Origin of the sequence: Novosphingobium sp. KACC 22771 (assembly GCF_028736195.1) — a bacterium.
Taxonomy (GTDB): domain Bacteria; phylum Pseudomonadota; class Alphaproteobacteria; order Sphingomonadales; family Sphingomonadaceae; genus Novosphingobium.
In genome coordinates this window covers 2,585,510-2,602,957 of sequence record NZ_CP117881.1, presented here as the reverse complement: position 1 = coordinate 2,602,957, position 17,448 = coordinate 2,585,510, and the positions used below count along the sequence as shown (strand labels likewise).

15 protein-coding genes are annotated in these 17,448 nt (G+C 65.4%); 1 reads left to right on the top strand and 14 read right to left on the bottom strand.

The annotated features are described in order from the left end of the window. Positions 1-2 precede the first annotated feature (2 nt). The 6 genes from PQ467_RS11985 to PQ467_RS11960 all read right to left on the bottom strand — a co-directional run bounded on the left by PQ467_RS11985 (position 3) and on the right by PQ467_RS11960 (position 6,537). Positions 3-1,160: an amidohydrolase gene (locus tag PQ467_RS11985; protein WP_274173633.1), complete on the bottom strand. Its 1,158-nt coding sequence runs from the start codon at positions 1,158-1,160 to the stop codon at positions 3-5. 13 nt (positions 1,161-1,173) lie between these two features. Next, positions 1,174-1,668 (bottom strand): Lrp/AsnC family transcriptional regulator, encoded by a 495-nt coding sequence (locus tag PQ467_RS11980; RefSeq protein WP_274173632.1) that lies wholly within the window; start codon positions 1,666-1,668, stop codon positions 1,174-1,176. A 14-nt stretch (positions 1,669-1,682) separates the two neighbouring features. Continuing rightward, positions 1,683-3,071, bottom strand: a complete 1,389-nt coding sequence (locus tag PQ467_RS11975; protein ID WP_274173631.1) for an aminotransferase class III-fold pyridoxal phosphate-dependent enzyme — start codon at positions 3,069-3,071, stop codon at positions 1,683-1,685. 74 nt (positions 3,072-3,145) lie between these two features. Then, positions 3,146-4,213 carry a tartrate dehydrogenase gene (locus PQ467_RS11970; RefSeq protein WP_443193009.1) on the bottom strand — a complete coding sequence of 356 codons (1,068 nt, stop codon included), beginning with the start codon at positions 4,211-4,213 and terminating at the stop codon, positions 3,146-3,148. 5 nt (positions 4,214-4,218) lie between these two features. Further along, positions 4,219-5,679 (bottom strand): NAD-dependent succinate-semialdehyde dehydrogenase, encoded by a 1,461-nt coding sequence (locus PQ467_RS11965; RefSeq protein ID WP_274173629.1) that lies wholly within the window; start codon positions 5,677-5,679, stop codon positions 4,219-4,221. 3 nt (positions 5,680-5,682) lie between these two features. Continuing rightward, on the bottom strand, positions 5,683-6,537 hold the full coding sequence (locus PQ467_RS11960; RefSeq protein WP_274173628.1) for a GNAT family N-acetyltransferase: 855 nt from the start codon (positions 6,535-6,537) through the stop codon (positions 5,683-5,685). Positions 6,538-6,775: 238 nt separating this feature from the next. On the opposite strand from PQ467_RS11960, the gene PQ467_RS11955 reads away from it, so the two are divergent. Further along, positions 6,776-8,245 carry an aldehyde dehydrogenase family protein gene (locus PQ467_RS11955; protein ID WP_274173627.1) on the top strand — a complete coding sequence of 490 codons (1,470 nt, stop codon included), beginning with the start codon at positions 6,776-6,778 and terminating at the stop codon, positions 8,243-8,245. Positions 8,246-8,286: 41 nt separating this feature from the next. Here PQ467_RS11955 and PQ467_RS11950 read toward each other — a convergent pair whose 3' ends face one another. From PQ467_RS11950 to PQ467_RS11915, 8 genes are read right to left on the bottom strand one after another with little or no spacing between them, the layout of a single operon-like run. Beyond that, positions 8,287-9,423, bottom strand: a complete 1,137-nt coding sequence (locus PQ467_RS11950) for an NAD(P)/FAD-dependent oxidoreductase (RefSeq protein WP_274173626.1) — start codon at positions 9,421-9,423, stop codon at positions 8,287-8,289. After that, the gene (locus PQ467_RS11945) at positions 9,420-10,790 is read right to left on the bottom strand and encodes an FAD/NAD(P)-dependent oxidoreductase (RefSeq protein ID WP_274173625.1); all 1,371 of its coding nucleotides are present in this window, start codon (positions 10,788-10,790) and stop codon (positions 9,420-9,422) included. Before PQ467_RS11945 ends, PQ467_RS11950 begins: the two co-directional genes overlap by 4 nt. Beyond that, on the bottom strand, positions 10,772-11,095 hold the full coding sequence (locus tag PQ467_RS11940; RefSeq protein ID WP_274173624.1) for a (2Fe-2S)-binding protein: 324 nt from the start codon (positions 11,093-11,095) through the stop codon (positions 10,772-10,774). The genes PQ467_RS11945 and PQ467_RS11940 overlap by 19 nt, the downstream gene beginning before the upstream one ends. Then, a complete protein-coding gene (locus PQ467_RS11935) occupies positions 11,092-12,864 on the bottom strand; it encodes an ABC transporter ATP-binding protein (RefSeq protein ID WP_274173623.1) in 1,773 nt (590 codons plus the stop codon). Before PQ467_RS11935 ends, PQ467_RS11940 begins: the two co-directional genes overlap by 4 nt. Continuing rightward, entirely contained in the window at positions 12,861-13,682 is an 822-nt protein-coding gene (locus PQ467_RS11930; protein WP_274173622.1) for an ABC transporter permease, read from the bottom strand. Before PQ467_RS11930 ends, PQ467_RS11935 begins: the two co-directional genes overlap by 4 nt. Then, positions 13,679-14,665, bottom strand: a complete 987-nt coding sequence (locus tag PQ467_RS11925; protein WP_274173621.1) for an ABC transporter permease — start codon at positions 14,663-14,665, stop codon at positions 13,679-13,681. The genes PQ467_RS11930 and PQ467_RS11925 overlap by 4 nt, the downstream gene beginning before the upstream one ends. Then, a complete protein-coding gene (locus tag PQ467_RS11920) occupies positions 14,650-16,170 on the bottom strand; it encodes an ABC transporter substrate-binding protein (RefSeq protein WP_274173620.1) in 1,521 nt (506 codons plus the stop codon). The genes PQ467_RS11925 and PQ467_RS11920 overlap by 16 nt, the downstream gene beginning before the upstream one ends. Further along, entirely contained in the window at positions 16,167-17,447 is a 1,281-nt protein-coding gene (locus PQ467_RS11915; RefSeq protein ID WP_274173619.1) for an NAD(P)/FAD-dependent oxidoreductase, read from the bottom strand. Before PQ467_RS11915 ends, PQ467_RS11920 begins: the two co-directional genes overlap by 4 nt. Position 17,448 lies beyond the last annotated feature (1 nt).

The window sequence follows — 17,448 nt, the reverse complement described above, 5'->3', positions numbered from 1 at the left end:
AATCACTCCTGCGGGGCCAGCCAATGCCGGGCCAGCGCGAGATGGAGACGCAGGCCGGTTTCCAGCACCGCGTCGTTGAAATCATAATGCGGATTGTGCAGCGGGGCCGGGCTTTCACCCACGCCTTGGCCCAGCCAGATATAGGCGCCGGGGCGGACCTGCAGCATGAAGGAAAAGTCCTCGGACGTGGCCGCCGGTTCGGGCGCGTATTGGGCCGTGCCGACGGTTGCCGCGATGGTCAGGGCATCCTGCGCGGCGTCGGCATCATTGATCGTGGCGGGGTAATAGCGGTCATAGTCCAGCTCGGCGCTGACCTCGAAACCGGCCTCGATCCCGGCGATGATCTGGCGCATCCGCTCTTCGATCCGGTCCTGAACGGCGGGGTCAAATGTGCGCACGGTGCCCGCCACCATCGCCTCGCCGGGGATGACGTTATGCGCGTGGCCGCCGTGGATCTGGGTGACGGACAGCACCGCATTGGCGCTGGCCGGCGCGTTGCGGGCAATGATCGTGTTCAATTGCTGAACCAGCGTAGCTGCGGCCAGCAGCGTGTCATTCGTGTCATGCGGGACCGCAGCATGGCCGCCGCGCCCGCGCAGCGTGATGTGGAATTTGTCCGCCGCGCCCATGATCGCGCCCGCGCGCGTCGCAATCGTTCCGACGGGCAGGGCGGGCCAGTTATGCAGCGCATAGACCCGGTCGCAGGGGAAGCGCTCGAACAGGCCGTCCTCGATCATCGCGCGCGCGCCGCCTTGCCCTTCCTCGGCAGGCTGGAAAATGAAATGGACCGTGCCGTCGATGCCCGAAGGATCGGCCGCCAGCGCCTGAGCCGCGCCCAGCAGCATCGCCACATGCCCGTCATGGCCGCAGCCGTGAAAGCACCCCTCATGGCGGCTTGCATAGGGCAGGCCGGTTTTTTCATCGATGGGCAGCGCGTCCATATCGGCGCGCAGGCCCACGGTGCGCCTGCCCGATCCATGGCGCAACACGCCGACAACGCCGGTCCCGCCAACGCCCTCATGCACCTCCAGCCCCGCCGCGCGCAAAGCGTCCGCGATAACCCGCGCGGTGCGATGTTCGGCAAAGCCCAGTTCCGGGTGGGCATGGATATCATGGCGCAGCGCCACCAATGGCGCCAGCAGCGCAGCTATGTCCGTCATGGTCTGAAAGCCCTTAAACCGAGTTTCCGAACAGGCTCTGGATCGGGAAATGATGTTTGATGAAGGGCGATTTGATCACGACATAGGAGAAATATTTCTCGATCCCGTAATCGCTTTCCAGCATCCCTTCGATGATTGACTGGTAATGCGACACGCCGCGCGTGACGAATTTGAGCAGATAGTCATAGCCGCCCGACACCAGATGGCATTCGACGATCTCGTCCAGCTTGACGATCCGGCTTTCAAAGCGCGAAAAGTCGCCGCGCCGGTGTTCGGACAGCGTGACCTCGGTAAAAACCGTCAGAAATTCGCCCAGCTTGCCAAGGTTGAGATGAGCCCCATAGCCGGTGATATAGCCCGCCTGCTCCAAACGCTTTACCCGCGTCAGGCAAGGCGAGGGCGACAATCCCACCGCATCGGCCAGTTCGACATTGGTAACGCGCCCGGCCTGTTGCAGCTTGGCAAGGATCTTGAGATCTATGCGGTCGAGTTTGGGGCCGGGCAGCATGGGGCGTTTTCCTCTTATTGGCCGATGGCGGCGCGAATATCGGCCTGATCCAGCAATTGGTCGAGCGTCAATTGCACGCGGTCAAAGATGATATCCATTTCCTCGGGCGTGCAGATCAGCGCCGGGGCAAAACCGATCACCGCATTGGCAAAACAGCGCACGATCACGCCATTGTCCCACGTCATTTGCGAGAGGCGATCACCCAGCGCCAGATCGGCGGCGAAAGGCGCCTTGGTGTCCTTGTTCGCCACCAGTTCGATCGCGCCCAGCAGGCCGCGATAGCGCACATCGCCCACCAGCGGGTGACTGCGGATCGCCTCCATGCGCGCGGCGAAACGTTCGCCCACCATCACGCCATTGGCCAGCACGCCGCCCTCGCGATAGAGGCGCAGCACCTCCAGACCCACGGCGGCGGCCACCGGATGGCCCGAATAGGTGCCGCCATGGCCCACGGGCAGCGGGCTGGCATCGGCAATCGCCTGATAGATATGGTCGGCCATGAACAAAGCGCCCATCGGCGCATAGCCTGAGGTCAGGCCCTTGGCCGTGGTCATGAAATCGGGCGTGACGCCCTCGGCCTCACAGGCAAACAAAGGCCCGGTGCGGCCAAAGCCGGTGATGACCTCATCGACCAGCAGCAGGATACCCAGCCGGTCGCAAGCCTCGCGGATGGCTTTCAGCCAGCCCACCGGCGGTACGATCACGCCGCCGCTACCCTGAATCGGCTCGCAGCAGAAGGCGGCAACCTTGTCCGCGCCGATTTCCGCCACCTTGGCCTCCAGCGCCGAAATGGTGCTGGCGATCACGGCGGCATCGTCATGGCCATTGGGATGACGATAGGGATAGGGCGAGGCGATATGGTGCTGCCACTTGTAAGGCAGATCGAAACCGCGATGGAAATTGGCCAGCGCCGTCAGACCCGCGCCCATCGCCGAGGAGCCGTGATAGCCCCATTCCAGCGCGATGAACTCTTTCTTGTCCGGTTTGCCGATGGCATTGAAATAGTGGACGATATAGCGCACCGCGCTGTCCACCGAATCCGAACCGCCTTGCGTGAAATAGACGTGGTTGAGGCCCTCGGGCGTCAGCGCGGTCAATTCTGCCGCCAAGCGGATGGCCGCCTCGCTGGCAAAATGGAAATAGCCGGTGGCATAGGGCAGGCGGCGCATCTGGTCGGCGGCGGCCTCGACGATGCTGTCCTGACCATAGCCGACATTGACGCACCACAGCCCGGCAAAGCCGTCGATCACCCGCTTGCCTTCCATATCGGTCAGCCACATGCCGTCCCCGCTGGCCAAAACGCGCGCGCCATGCGCCTCGTGGCCACGGAAAGAGGCCACCGGGTGGATCAGGTGATCGCGGTCAAGGTCGATCAGCGAGCGGTTGGTCAGGGTTTCGGTCATGAGGCAAACCTATGCTAGCGGTTCAGGCGTGTTTCGCCAAACTGTGGTGCGGGCGCGGCATTTTATGCCGTGCTTCAGCCGATGGTTGCGGAAATCGCCTTGCCGCATTCCACGGTGTTGGCGCTGCCCTTGAGATCGCCGGTGCGACCTGCGGGGGTGGAAAGCACCTCCTCAATGGCGCGCATGATGCCCGCCGCCGCTTCTGCCTCGCCCAGATGTTCAAGCATCATCGCGGCCGACCAGATCTGGCCGACCGGATTGGCTACCCCCAAGCCCGCGATATCGGGGGCCGAACCGTGGACCGGCTCGAACAGGCTGGGATGTTCGCCCGTGGGGTTGATGTTGCCGGACGGCGCGATGCCGATGGTGCCGGTGCAGGCCGGGCCGAGGTCCGAAAGGATATCTCCGAACAGGTTGGAGGCGACCACCACGTCGAAACGCTGGGGGTTCATCACGAATTGCGCGGTCAGGATGTCGATGTGATACTTGTCATGGGTCACATCGGGATATTCCTCGCCAATGGCCTCCACGCGCTTGTCCCAGAAGGGCATGGTGATGGCGATACCGTTCGATTTGGTCGCGCTGGTCAGGTGTTTGCGCTCGCGCTTCTGCGCCAGATCGAAGGCGAAGCGCAGCACGCGGTCGACACCCTGACGCGTCATCACGGTTTCCTGAATGACGATCTCGCGCTCGGTCCCGGCAAACATATGACCGCCGACGCTGGAATATTCCCCTTCCGTGTTTTCGCGCACGACCCAGAAGTCGATGTCGCCCGGTTCGCGGCCCGCCAGCGGGCAGGGTACGCCCGGCATCAGGCGCACGGGGCGCAGGTTGATATACTGGTCATATTCACGGCGGAATTGCAGCAGCGATTGCCACAGCGAAATGTGATCCGGCACCGTTTGGGGCCAACCCACCGCGCCAAAGAAGATCGCATCGGGGCGGCCGATCTGATCCTTCCAATCCTCGGGCATCATGCGGCCATGCTGGGCATAGTAATCGCAATCGGCGAAATTATGCACTTGCAGATCCAGCCCGAACCCATAAGCGCTCGACGCCTTTTCCAGCGCGCGCAGGCCCTCGGGCATGACTTCCTTGCCAATGCCGTCCCCGGCGATGACGGCGATCTTGTAATTACGCATGGATGTCATGCCCCCAATTCCAGCCCGCCGATGTGGAAGGCCTTGGTTTCCAGATATTCCTCGATGCCCTGCTGCCCGCCTTCGCGGCCAAGACCCGATTGCTTGACCCCGCCAAAGGGCGCCATTTCCATCGCGATCGCGCCAGTGTTCAGCGCAATCATCCCGGCCTCCAGCGCCTCGGCCACACGGAACGAGCGCGAGAGGTCACGGGTGTAGAAATAGGCGGCAAGGCCATAGGGCGTGGCATTGGCCATTTCGATCGCCTGCCGCTCGCTGGTAAAGCGGAACAGCGGGGCGAGGGGACCAAAGGTTTCCTCCGAGGCCAGACGCATGTCGGGATTGGCATCCCCGATGATGACCGGGCGGACAAAGCGATCATCGCTGCGGCCCTTGCCTTCGCCGATGATCCTGCCGCCCTTGCCCAGCGCATCCTCCAGATGGGCCGAGACCTTTTGCACGGCGGCGGCATTGATCAGCGGCCCCACGGTCGAGCCAGCCTCCATCCCCGGTGCGGCGTTCAGCCCGGCCACCGCAGCGGCCAGCTTTTCGGCAAAGGCATCATAGATTTCATCGGCCACCAGCATCCGGTTGGCGCAGACGCAGGTCTGGCCCGAATTGCGGAACTTGCTGGTCATGGCCGCCTTGACAGCCAGATCGAGATCGGCGTCGGCAAACACGATGAGCGGCGCATTGCCGCCCAGTTCCATGCTGGTCCGCTTGACGGTCTTGGCGCATTGCTCCAGCAGCAGGGAGCCCACGCGGGTCGATCCGGTAAAGGACAGTTTGCGCACCAGCGGGCTGCTGGTGATGGCCGCGCCGATGGCGGTGGGCTGGCCGGTCACGATATTGATGACGCCCGCCGGGAACCCCGCGCGGATCGCCAGTTCGCCCAGCGCCAGCGCGGTAAAGGGCGTCATTTCCGAAGGCTTGATCACCACCGGGCACCCGACGGCCAATGCGGGGGCGCATTTGCGCGTGATCATCGCGGCGGGAAAATTCCACGGCGTGATTGCGGCGGAAACGCCCACCGGCTCGGTCAGCACGATGATGCGGCGGTCGCGCTCGGGCGAGACGACGTTGCGCCCGCCGGTGCGGCGGCCTTCCTCGGCAAACCATTTGATGAAGCTGGCGGCATAGCGGATCTCGCCCTGCGCCTCGGCCAGCGGCTTGCCCTGCTCGGCGGTCATGATGAGGGCCAGATCGTCCAGATTGGCCAGCACGAGCGCATGCCATGCCTCCAGCAAGGCGCAGCGTTCGCCCGCCGTGCGCGCGCGCCATGCCGGCCATGCCGCATTGGCCGCGGCAATGGCGTCCTGCGTGTCATCGCCCGTGCAATCGGGCACCGCGCCCAGCACCGCGCCGCTGGCCGGATCATGCACAGCCAGCGCATCGCGCGCGGAGGCGCCAAGCCATTGACCGTCGATCAGCGCGGCCTGCTTCAGAAGGGTGTTATCGGAAAGCTGCATGGTTTACCCCAGTGCTTGGGTGGTGAGAGCAAAGAGCGTGGCATCGCCCGTGGTTTTTGGCAGAGGCCCACGCGCCATCATGCGGACCGTATCGACGCGCGGCAGGCCAAGGCCCTCCAGCCACGGCGAAAGCCCGCTTTCCTCGGTCACGTCGAGGCGCGTGAAATTGCCCGCATTCTGGGCCAGCCAGTGCAGGATCAGCGCCTTGGCGCCATCGGCATCGGGGGCAACCACGGGCGCCACCGACCATCCCCGGCCAAACCGGCGCAGCAGCGCAAAACCGACGGGAATATCGTCATGGGTCAGGATCACCGTGCTGTCCTGTGCGGTCAGACGGCGCATCATGTCGTGGCGGTCGGTGCCGGTGGCCTTGCTGTACAATTTGCCCGGCGTCTGTTCGGATGAGCCGAGCGGGCGAATGCGTTCGCCGCTGCGCAGCTCGGCCAAGGGGGCCAGCGGGATCGTGCCCTGATGTTGATAGAGCGTGCCGATATCGACAAAGCCCAGCTTTTCATAAAGCGGCGCGCCCTCGACCGTGGCCTGAAGCAGCACGGTGCGATCCCCGAGATGGTCGAGCATGGCCTGCATCAACTTGCGGCCATAGCCTTTGCCCTGATGCGCATTGTCGACGATCACCATGCCCAGCGTGGCGGCATGGTCGCCATAAGGAAAGCCGCAGATGGTGCCGATGACCTCGCCGTCCACCTCGGCCACGATACCATCGCCAAGGCCGAGGAAGAGTAGCCAGTCCTCTTCGCGATGCGGCCAGGAAATCGCGCGTGACATCTCGACCGCGCGCTCGACATCGTCCTCCCGCATCGCCCGAAACTTCACGTCGCTGGCCACCAGCTCGCTCATCGCCGCATTCCTTTCCTTTGCCCACCAACCGTATCGGTGTGTCGGCGCATTCCAATGTGGGGTCGGATACGCCAATTCTGATCATGGGTTAGCCCCGCCCGGATGGAATAGGCTGCCGCCTTATGCACAAGATCAGAAGATTATGGCGTTGAGCACCCTGCTTTGCCCAGTCGATTCTGCCGCAGGTCAATAATGTTGGGTTCAGAACCCTGCGAAGAACCACTGCGGAGCCCCCTTCATGACCCTTGCCTTCAACCCCGATTCCATCCGGCCCGATTCGGCGGCCAACTTCATCGGTGGGCGCAAAATCGCGGGCCTTGGGGCGGTGTTCGATGTTGTCCGACCTTCGGATGGCGCGCTTCTGGCCCCGCTTCATTGCGCCAGCATGGACCAGATGAGCCAGGCGGCAGAAGATGCCGCCGCCGCGCAGAAAAGCAGCGGCTGGGGCCGGATGGACCCGCGCGCCCGCGCCCGCATCCTGCGCCGATGGGCCGATGCGATCGACGCCGACCGGGCCGTTCTGGCCCCGCTTGAGGCGGTGGGCTCGACGCGCACGCTGGCCGAGATTTTGGCCTGGGATCTGCCCTATACCGCCGAATGCATCCGCTTTTTCGCCGAATTCGCCGACAAGCACGGCGGCGAGGTGGGCGCGACCGCTGATGACCGTTTTGGTTTTACGGCCAACGAACCCTATGGCGTGGTCGGCGCGATTGCGCCGTGGAACCTGCCGTTGGTAATGGCGGCATGGAAACTGGGCCCGGCGCTGGCGGCGGGCAATGCGGTGGTGCTCAAGCCTTCCGAACTCACGCCCTTTTCCGTGGTGCGGCTGGCCGAGCTGGCCGTGGCGGCGGGGGTGCCGGCCGGCATCTTCAACGTGGTGCAGGGCTTGGGGCACGATATTGGCGACGGCCTTGTCCGCGCGCCGCAGGTGGGCAAGGTCAGCTTCACCGGATCGACCGCCACGGGCCGAGCGATCATGAGCGCCTGCGCCGCCACCGGGCCGAAGCCCTGCACGCTGGAGTTGGGCGGCAAGAGCCCGCAAATCATCTTTGCCGACGCGGACATGGACAAGGCCTGCGCGATTGTGGCTCGGGCCATCACGTTGAACGCGGGGCAGGTCTGCGTCGCGGGTTCGCGCCTGCTGGTCGAGGCCAGCGTGGCCGATGAGGTCATTGCGCGCATCTCGGCGCTGTTTCGCGCTCACCGTCTGGGCGAAACATGGGCCGAGGGCACGACGATGGGCCCGATCGTTTCGGAAAAGCAATTGGCCGGGATCGACGCCATCGTCCGAACCGCCCGGGCCGAGGGCGGCGAGGCGATCACCGGCGGGGCGAGGGTCGAAAGGGCCGGGACTTTCTACGAACCCACGCTGATCGCCGGTCTTTCCGCCGATGCGACCGCCGTGCAGAGCGAGATCTTCGGCCCGGTGCTGACGGTGCAGAGCTTTGCCGATGAGGAAGAAGCCTACGCGCTGGCCAATGGCACGCGCTATGGTCTCGCCGCAGGCGTGCATACGCAGAACCTGAGCCGCGCGATCCGCGCCACCCGCGCGCTGGAGGCAGGCACGGTCTGGGTCAACCGTTATGGCCGCTCGGATGATTTCATCCTGCCCACCGGCGGTTTCAAGCAATCGGGGCTGGGCAAGGATCTGGGGCGCGAGGCCTATCTGGCAAGCTGCAAGAGCAAGACGGTTCTGATCGGCCTGTAACGAAAAAGGGGGGCAAAGGTTCGATACCTTTGCCCCCTTGTTTACTTGGCGAACCGCGTCACGCTGTAATGCTCCAGCGGAATGTCGGTCGCGCCCGTGGCGATCAATTCGGCCATGGTTTCGCCCACGCCCGGCCCGATCTGAAACCCGCTGCCCGAAAAGCCGAAGGCGTGGAACAGACCCGAAACCTTGGCGCTCGGCCCCATGATCGGCAGGGCATCCTCGGTATAGCCCTCGATCCCGCTCCACACGCGGATCACCTGAAGATTGGCCAGAGCGGGGGCCAAACGGCGCAGATGTTCAAACTGCGTCATCGTGTTTTGAGGCAGGACATAGGAGCGGTATTCATCGGGATAGGATGCCGCCCGCGTCGATCCGCCCAACACGATATTGCCGCGCGCCACCTGCCGGAAATAGACGGTTTCCACCTCATCGGGAGTCATCAGGCCCACGGCGGGCGCGATGGCATAGGGCACTGGCTCGGTCACGCTCATCGTCGGCGCGCGGGGGGTGAGGGGGATTTCCTCGCCAAACCAGCCCGCGACCTTGCCCGCCCATGCGCCCGCCGTGATCAGCAGGATCGGCGCGGCAAATTGACGGCCATCCTCGGCGGTCAGACGGAAATCCTCGCCCAGCTTCTCGGCATGAACGATCTTGGTGTCTTCGACGATGGAGGCCCCCAGCCGCGCCGCCGCCCGCGCAAAGGCAGGCGCGGCAAGGCGCGGGTTGGCATGGCCATCACTGGCCGAATAGGACCCGGCCAGCACGTCCGGCCCCAGCCATGGAAATTTTTCCCGCAAGGCATTGGCCGACATCAATTCAAGGTCCAGCCCTTCCTCACGCGCAAGGGCGGCATAGTCCTCCATCTTGCCGACATTTTCCGGGCGGTCGCGGAAACACACGCGGATATGGCCGCTCTGCAGATATTCCACATCCGCGCCCAGCAATTGCGGAGAATCGCGCCAGATGCGGATCGCGCGATTGGCAAGAGGAAGCTGGAAGATCGGGCGGCCCTGACGGCGGACATTGCCGAAATTGGTGCCGCTGGCCTGCCGCCCCACCTTGTCGGTTTCCAGCACCGTGACCGACAGGCCGCGCTGGCGCAAAAAGAACGCCGCGCTGCACCCCATGATCCCGCCGCCGATGATGGCGACATCGCTCTGGTGGATCTGGGTCATAGGTCGTTCCGCTTCAGGCTGACGGGAATGGGCTTGACCGGGGCCTGCCCGCGCAGGCGGCCGGTCTTTTCCAGCGATACGCTGCGCGCGGCGGCAATGATTTCGGCGCTGGCATGGCCGCAATAGCGACCCTGGCAACGGCCCATGCCGACGCGGCTGAAGGCTTTGGCGCGGTTGGCTTCCTGCGCGTGGGCGGTGTTCACGCTGGCGCGCAGGGTGGCGGCGGTCACGGCCTCACAGCGGCAGACGATGGCCTCGTCGGGGATCGCGGCGACCAGTTCATGCGGCCATGGGAAAGCCTGCGCCAACCCCTTGGCAAAGCGCGCGTAATTGGCCTTTTCTGCCAGTAGCCAGCGGCGGCGATCCGCATCCACCGGCAGCCCCAGATCAGCCAGCGCCGCCATCGCGGCCAGCTCGCCCGTCACCTCGGCGCTGCGCGCGCCCAAGACCCGCGCCCCATCGCCGCCAAGGTAAAGCGCCTTGCCCGCCCGCCCATCGGCGTCGGTCTGGGGCAGCCATTGGCGCGTGGCCTCGTCAAAGGCAAAGGTTGCGCGGGCCAGATCGGCAATCTGCGCCTCGGGCTTCACATGCCAGCCCATCGCCACGGCATCGCCCGCGAAATGCTTGACCGCGCCCCGGTGGCGCACGGTCACGCCCGAAACGCCCGTCTGCGGATCGCCTTCGATTTCCACCGGCGTCACGCCCGTCAGCACCGGAACGCCTGCTCTTTTGAGGTCGCCCAGCAGCTTCATACCTTGCCACAGGAGATCGGGCATCGCGGCCAGTTTCGGCGCTGCCTTCACCCGCAGCCAGAAGGGCGAGGTGTCCAGCACGGCGGCGACCTCGGCCCCGGCCTTCACATATTGCGCGGCGGCCAGATAGAGCAGCGGCCCCGAACCAAGGAAGATCACCCGATGCCCGATGGCGCAACCCTGAGCCTTGAGCGCAATCTGCGCCCCGCCCAGCGAGTAACACCCCGCCGCCTGCCAGCCCTTGATTGGGGCCACGCGGTCGCTGGCCCCGCTGCATACGATCAGGGCGTCATAGGGGATCGCCTGCGTCTCGCCCTCATGCGCGGCCCAGACATGGCCCTGCGCCACATTCCAGACCAGCGTTTCGGGGCGATAGTCGATGTGGGGCGCAAGGGCGGCAAAATCCTCATGGATTGCGCGGGCGCGTGCCGCCTCGGTGCCATAGAGCGCCTCGTGGTCGCGCTGGAAATTTGCCGGCGGGCGGCGATAGATCTGGCCCCCGGCACGCGCGGCCTCGTCGATCACTATGGGGCGCAGGCCCGCCCGCACCACGGTTTGCGCCGCGCGCACCCCGGCGGGGCCGGCGCCGACGATGACTACTTGACGGTTGCCCATGTCGCCTCCGGCTGATGCGTTGAAATGTCCATGCCGCTTTCCACCGGCGTCGAGCAGGCGCGCAGCCGCGTCCCCTGCGCGGTCCAGACCCAGCAGTCCTGACACGCGCCCATCAGGCAAAAGCCCGCGCGGCGGCCATCGGAGGGTTCAAGCGCGCTAAATTCACTGCTGCGCAAGGCATCGCCATGGGTCAGCATCGCCACCATCAGCGTGTCGCCCGCCAGAGCGGTGACGCTCACGCCGTCGATGGTCAGGCTTACCGGGGGCCGGTCAGTTTCGACCAGACGACGGAAACGGGCGGTCATGCGTGTTCCTTGATGCTGGGGGAATGGTGACAGAGCCAGCGCATGCCGTCGCCTTCGCGCACCGGCGCGGGAACGGCATCGCACAGGCCCGGAACGGCCACAGCGCAGCGCGGCTGAAACGGGCAGAGGCCCTCGACCCGGAAACCGCGCAGGATAGGCGCGCGCGTGGTGTCGAGCCAGTGCGGGTCCATCGTGGGCAGGCTGGATTTGAGCAGATCGGTGTAAGGATGATGGCGCGGCCCGTTGAACGCCGCGCGCGTGGCCAATTCGACCGGCGTGCCGCCATAGAGCACCAGCACCTTGTCGCACAGCGCCGAGACGGCGTGGATATCATGGCTGATAAACACCGTGGCCAGCCCCAGATCGCGGCGCAGATCCTCGATCAGCGCAAGGATCGCCGCGCCAACGACCGTATCGAGCGCGGACGTCACCTCATCGCACAGCAGCACCTTGGGATCGGCGGCCAGCGCGCGGGCAAGGTTGACGCGCTGTTTCTGGCCGCCCGACAGTTTGGTCACAGGGCGGTCGATGACCTCGGGCGGCAGGCGCGTCAGGTCCAGCAATTCGGCCACCCGCCGGTCCGCCGCCGCGCCGGTCAATCCGTGGTAATGCTGCAAGGGCCGGGCAAGGATGCGCCTAACGCTATGGGCCGGATTGAGCGCGGTATCCGCGTTCTGAAACACCAACTGGACGGTGCGGAACTGATCGAGGCTGCGCTCTTCCATCCGGGCGGGCAGGACGCTGCCGTTGAGCAAAACCTCGCCTTGCGCGGCGGGCAGCAGCCCGGCGATCACGCGGGCCAGCGTTGATTTGCCCGACCCGCTCTCGCCGATAATGCCCAGCGCGCCGCCTGCGGGCAGATCAAAGCCCACATCGCGCAGCACCGGGATTTGCGGCATCCCGTCCACCACGCGCCCATAGCCCGCCGTCAGCCCGCGCACGCAAAGCACGGGTGCGGCGCTATCCTCCACCAGCGCGGCGGGCACCGGATGGGGCGCGTTCACCAGAACCTGCGTATAGGCATCGCGCGGCGCGGTCAGGATCTGCTCTGCGGTGCCTTCCTCAACCAGCCGCCCTTTCAAAAGCACGGCGATGCGGTCGGCCATCTGGGCCACCACGGCAAGGTCATGGCTGACATAGATTGCGGTGGCGCCCGTGCCATGATTGCAATGGGCCAGCGCGGCCTTGAAGCATTTGAGCACCTCGACCTGAGTGGTCACGTCGAGCGCGGTGGTGGGTTCGTCCAGAATCACCAGTTCGGGGTCGGTGATCAGCGCCATGGCTGCCATCAGGCGCTGCAATTGCCCGCCCGACACCTGATGCGGATAACGCTGGCCGATCGTTTCGGGCGAGGGCAGGGCCAGCGCGCGGAACAGGTCAACCGCCTTGGCCTCGGCCTCCTGGCGCGTCATGATGCGGTGGATGAGCGCGGGTTCGATCACCTGCGCCATGATGCGGCGCGAGGGGTTGAAGGCGGCGGCCGCGCTTTGCGCGATATAGGCGATATGGCGGCCCCGGATCGCGGAGAGTTCCTCCTCGCTCTTGCCCTCGATCACCATGCCGCCCACGCGGATCGTGCCGCCCGCGATGCGCCCGCCATGGCGGCACCAACCCATCAGGGCCAGCGCGGTCGTGCTTTTGCCCGAGCCGGATTCCCCGATCAGCGCGAGAACTTCGCCGCGCCGCGCCGCAAAGGAAATGTCCGAAACAATCGGCACATCGCCCACCGCCACGGTCAGGCCGGAAACTTCGATATGGGGCGCGCTCATCGCTTGTCCTTGGGCTTGAGGGCGTCAATCAACAGGTTGGTCCCCACGGTCAGCACGGCAATCGCCAGCGCGGGCGCAAGGATGGCAGGGGCGCCTTCGGTCAGGCCCGAAATGTTTTCGCGGACCAGCGAACCGAGGTCGGCATAGGGCGGTTGCACCCCGAGGCCGAGGAATGACAGGCCCGAAAGCAGCAGCACCACAAACACAAAGCGAAGGCCCAGATCGGCCAGCAGCGGGTGGACCATGTTGGGCAGCACTTCATGAAGGGCGATGGCGAATTTGCGTTCGCCGCGCGCGCGGGCCGCCGCCACGAAATCCAGCGCGGCCAGGTTCATCGCCAAAGCCCGCGCAATGCGGAAATTGCCCGGCACATAGGTCAGCGCGCAGATCAGCAGCAGCAGCGGCAGGGACGAACCGCAGGCCGCCACCAGCACCAGCGCAAGGATCTTGGAGGGGATCGAGATCAGCGTGTCCATCACCCGCGAGATGATCTCATCGACCAGCCCGCCTGACAGTGTGGCCCAGAGCGCCAGCGAAGTCCCGCAGCAGGCCGCGATCAGCGCCGCGCCCAGCCCCAGAAACACCGTGTAGCGCGCCCCGTAGAGCAGGCGCGAGAGCACATCACGGCCCAGATAATCGCTGCCCAGCCAGAAGCGCGAGGAGAGGCCGGAGAACACATCCTGGTCCACAAAGGCGCCCACGGCATGGGGCGCGATCCACGGCCCCGCCACCGCCAGCAGCAGCCAGAAGCCGACAAAACCGGCGGCGATGCGCGTGGCCAATGGCGCGCCGGTCAAAAGCAGGATCGAGCGTTTCATTGCGCACGCAGCCTCGGGTTGGCCAGCAGCGCGACCATATCGGCCACCAGCATCAAAAGGAGATAGGCAGAGCAGAAAATCATCGCGCAGGATTGCAGCAGCGGCATGTCGCGGCTGGTCACGGCATTGACCATCAGGCTGGCCAGTCCCGGAAAATTGAAGATCGTTTCGACGATGATCGCCCCGCCCATCAGATAGGAGAGCGAAAGCGCCATCGCATTGACAATCGGCCCCAGACAATTGGGCAGCACATGGCCCAGCACCACCCGCGAGAGCGAGGCGCCCTTCAAACGCGCCATCTCGACATAGGGCCGGTCAAGCTGATCGGCGATGGCCGCGCGGGTCATGCGCGCCATCTGGGCCACCACCACCACGGTCAGCGACAGGATCGGCAAGGCGCAGGAGCGCAGCGTGTCGCTCCATGTTGCATCCGAGGATACCATCGCGATCGAGGGCAGCCACATCAGCTTGACCGAAAAGATCAGCACGCCCACCGTCGCCACCAGAAATTCGGGCAGCGCCACCATCGAGAGCGAGGCCAGATTGATCGCCCGGTCGAGCCACGACCCGCGCCGGATCGCCGCCGTTATGCCCATGACCAGCGCCAGAGGCACCGCCAGCGCCGCCGTCATGCCCGCCAGCATCAGCGTGTTGGGCAGCCGTTCGGCAATGATCGCGCGCACCGGCATCCCGGCCACCAGCGATTGCCCCGCATCGCCGCGCGCCATGCCCGCCAGCCATTGGGCGTAACGCACCGGGGCGGGGCGATCCAGACCCATTTCATGGCGCAGCGCCGCCACCTGTTCGGGCGTGGCGGATTGGCCCAGCGCTTCCTGCGCGGCATCGCCGGGCAACAGGCCCGCGATCGCAAAGATGACCATCGAGACCAGCAGCAGCGTGATCACGGCCGACCCCACGCGCCGCCCCAGCAAGGGCCAGAGGCTGGCCTTTGCGGCAGACGCCCCGCTCACGCCGCCCACCATACGTGTTCGGCAAATTGATAGCCCATCAATCCTCCCATCGGCAGCGGGTTCAGCCCCTGCAGCCGCCGGTCATGGCCGTCGATGAGGCTGATGAAGACCGGGATGATCGAGCCGCATTGGTCATGCACGATCTGCTGCATTTCGCCATACATCTCCTTGCGGGTCGCCTCATTGGTCTCGCCGCGCGCGGCCAGCAGCAATTGGTCGAAGCGCGGGTTCTTCCAGCGCGTCTCGTTCCACGCCGCATCGGATTTATAGAACAGCGAAAAGATCAGATCGGCCGTGGGTCGCGGATTGGTGCTGCCGAAAGAGAGGGGATGGCGCATCCAATGCGTGGACCAATAACCGTCCGAAGGGACCCGCGTGATCGCCAGATCAAGGCCCACGCGCGCGCCATATTCCTGAAGCACCGAGGCCATATCAACCGAGCCTTCGACTGCCGGGCCGCAAAAGATCGGCAGGCGCACATTCTGCAGCCCCCCGCGCCGCACATGCCACTTCGCCCGGTCCAGATCGAGTGCGGTCTGGGGGATGGCGGCGTTGTAATAGGGGTGAAACGGCGGGATCGGCTGGTCATTGCCGATGGTGGCATAGCCGCGAAACAGCGCGCGTTTAACGAGCGGGCGGTCTACCAGATGCTTTAACGCGGCGATGAAATCGGGATTGCCGCTGGGCAGCATGTCCATCCGCGCGATCAGGTTCGAATAGAGCGCCGATGGCGTGGCGGCCACGGCATGGGCCGGCGATGCCTCGACCCGGCGCGTGGAATGCGGGGCCACCGCATTGGTCAGCTGGACGTCCCCGGCCAGCAGGGCGTTCACCCGGCTGACCTCATCGGGAATCGCGATCAGTTCGATCCGGTCGAGATAGGGTTTGCCGGGAATCCAGTAATCGGGATTGCGCACCGTCACGGTGCGGATGCCGGGCTTGAATTCGGCCAGGCGGAACGCGCCCGTACCATTGCCGTCGGGCCGGTCAACACCATGGCGCACGATCAGGAAATGCGATTGCGCCAGAATGGCGGGCAGATCGGCATTCGGCCCCGTCAGGCGCACCGCCACCCCATAGCGGCCATCGGCGCGCACATCGGCAAATTGCGCCGCGATGGTGGCCATCTTGCTGCCCAGCTTGGGGTCTTTATGGCGCAGCAGCGAAAAGACGACATCCGCGCTGGTCAATTCGCCGCCCTGATGGAAATGGACGCCCCGGCGCAGGGCGATATGCCATGTCGTGCGGTCGGCGCTTTCAATCCGTTCGGCCAGAGACGGGCGTGCGACCAGATCAGTCCCGATGCGCGTCAGGCCCGAATAGAGCATGTAATGGCGCACATAATCGGTGGAAAGCGCGCCTTTTGCCGGGTCCAGCGTATCGGCGGTCGATACCGATTGCGTGGCCACACGGATCGAGCCGCCGCGTTTGGGGCGCGACGCGGCGATGGCGGGCATGCCCGCCAAACCGGCACTCAATCCGCCGACCATCATGGCGCGGCGCGAAAAGTCGATCATTGGAAATAATCCAGCACACGGTAATAGGCCCCGACAAAGGGCAGGAACCAGGGTTTGCCCAAATGGCCGGGAATGGCGGGCCAGTTGAGGTCGGCAAAGGGGTTGGCCGAGGGATCGCCGCCCATGACTTTGGCCATTTGGCCGCCCATATGGGTGGCCATCTGTACCCCGTGGCCCGAATAGCCCATGGCGTAATAGAGGCCATCATGCTCGCCTGCGCGGGGCAGGCGGTCCTGCGTCAAATCAATCGCGCCGCCCCAGCGATGCTCGATCGGTGTGCCGGCCAGTGCGGGGAACAGGCGCAGCATGGCCTTTTCAAGAATATCCGCGCCTTTCAGATCCGATGCCGGATTGGACAGGGCAAAGCGCGCCCGCCCGCCAAACACCAGCCGGTTGTCGGCGGTCAGGCGGAAGTAATTGCCGATGATCCGGCTGGTCACGTAATTGCGGCGGCCGGGAAACAGATGATCGACCAGCGCGGCGTCGATCGGTGCGGTGGCAATGGCAAAGCTGCCCACGGTGACGATGCGGCGGCGGAACCAGCCGAAGGGCGCCTGCGGGCTGGCCCCGCCGGTGGCAACCAGAACCTGAGCGGCCGAGACGGCGCCGCGCGGGGTTTCCACGCGATAGGCCGCGCCCTCGCGCCGGATACCGGTCACTGGGGCCTGTTCCCAAATGTACGCGCCCGCGCGGGCGGCGGCATGGGCAAGGCCCACCCCGAACCGGCCCACATGCAATTGCGCACTGGTGTGCTGGATCAGCGCGCCGTAAAATCCATCGACGCGGATTTCCTGCGCCAGACCATCGGCATCCACCAGTGAGACATTGGGATCCACCTCGGCGCGGAGCAATTTATACGCCGCCTCAATTTTGGTGAAATGCTCAGGCTTCGCGGCCAGTTTGGCGCGGCCCACGCGGCGGAAATCGCAGGCGATCCCCTCTTCGCGGGCGAGGCGTTCGACCGTGTCCACCGCATCGCAATGGGCCAGATACCATGCCCGCGCCTTGTCCACCCCATGGGCCGAGGCCAGCGCGCCGAAATCATGCGCCGTGCCCGCATTGCATTGGCCGCCATTGCGCCCCGAAGCGGCCCCGATCACCGCGCCCGCTTCGAGCAGCGCAACCTTTGCCCCGCCCTTGGCCAAGGCCAGCGCCGCCGACAGGCCGGTAAACCCGCCGCCGATGATGGCCACGTCATAGCGGCCATCGACCGGCCCGGTCATGCCGGAGGCAAAATCCGGAGCCGTCGCCTGCCAAAGGGAAAGGGCGGGGCGCATC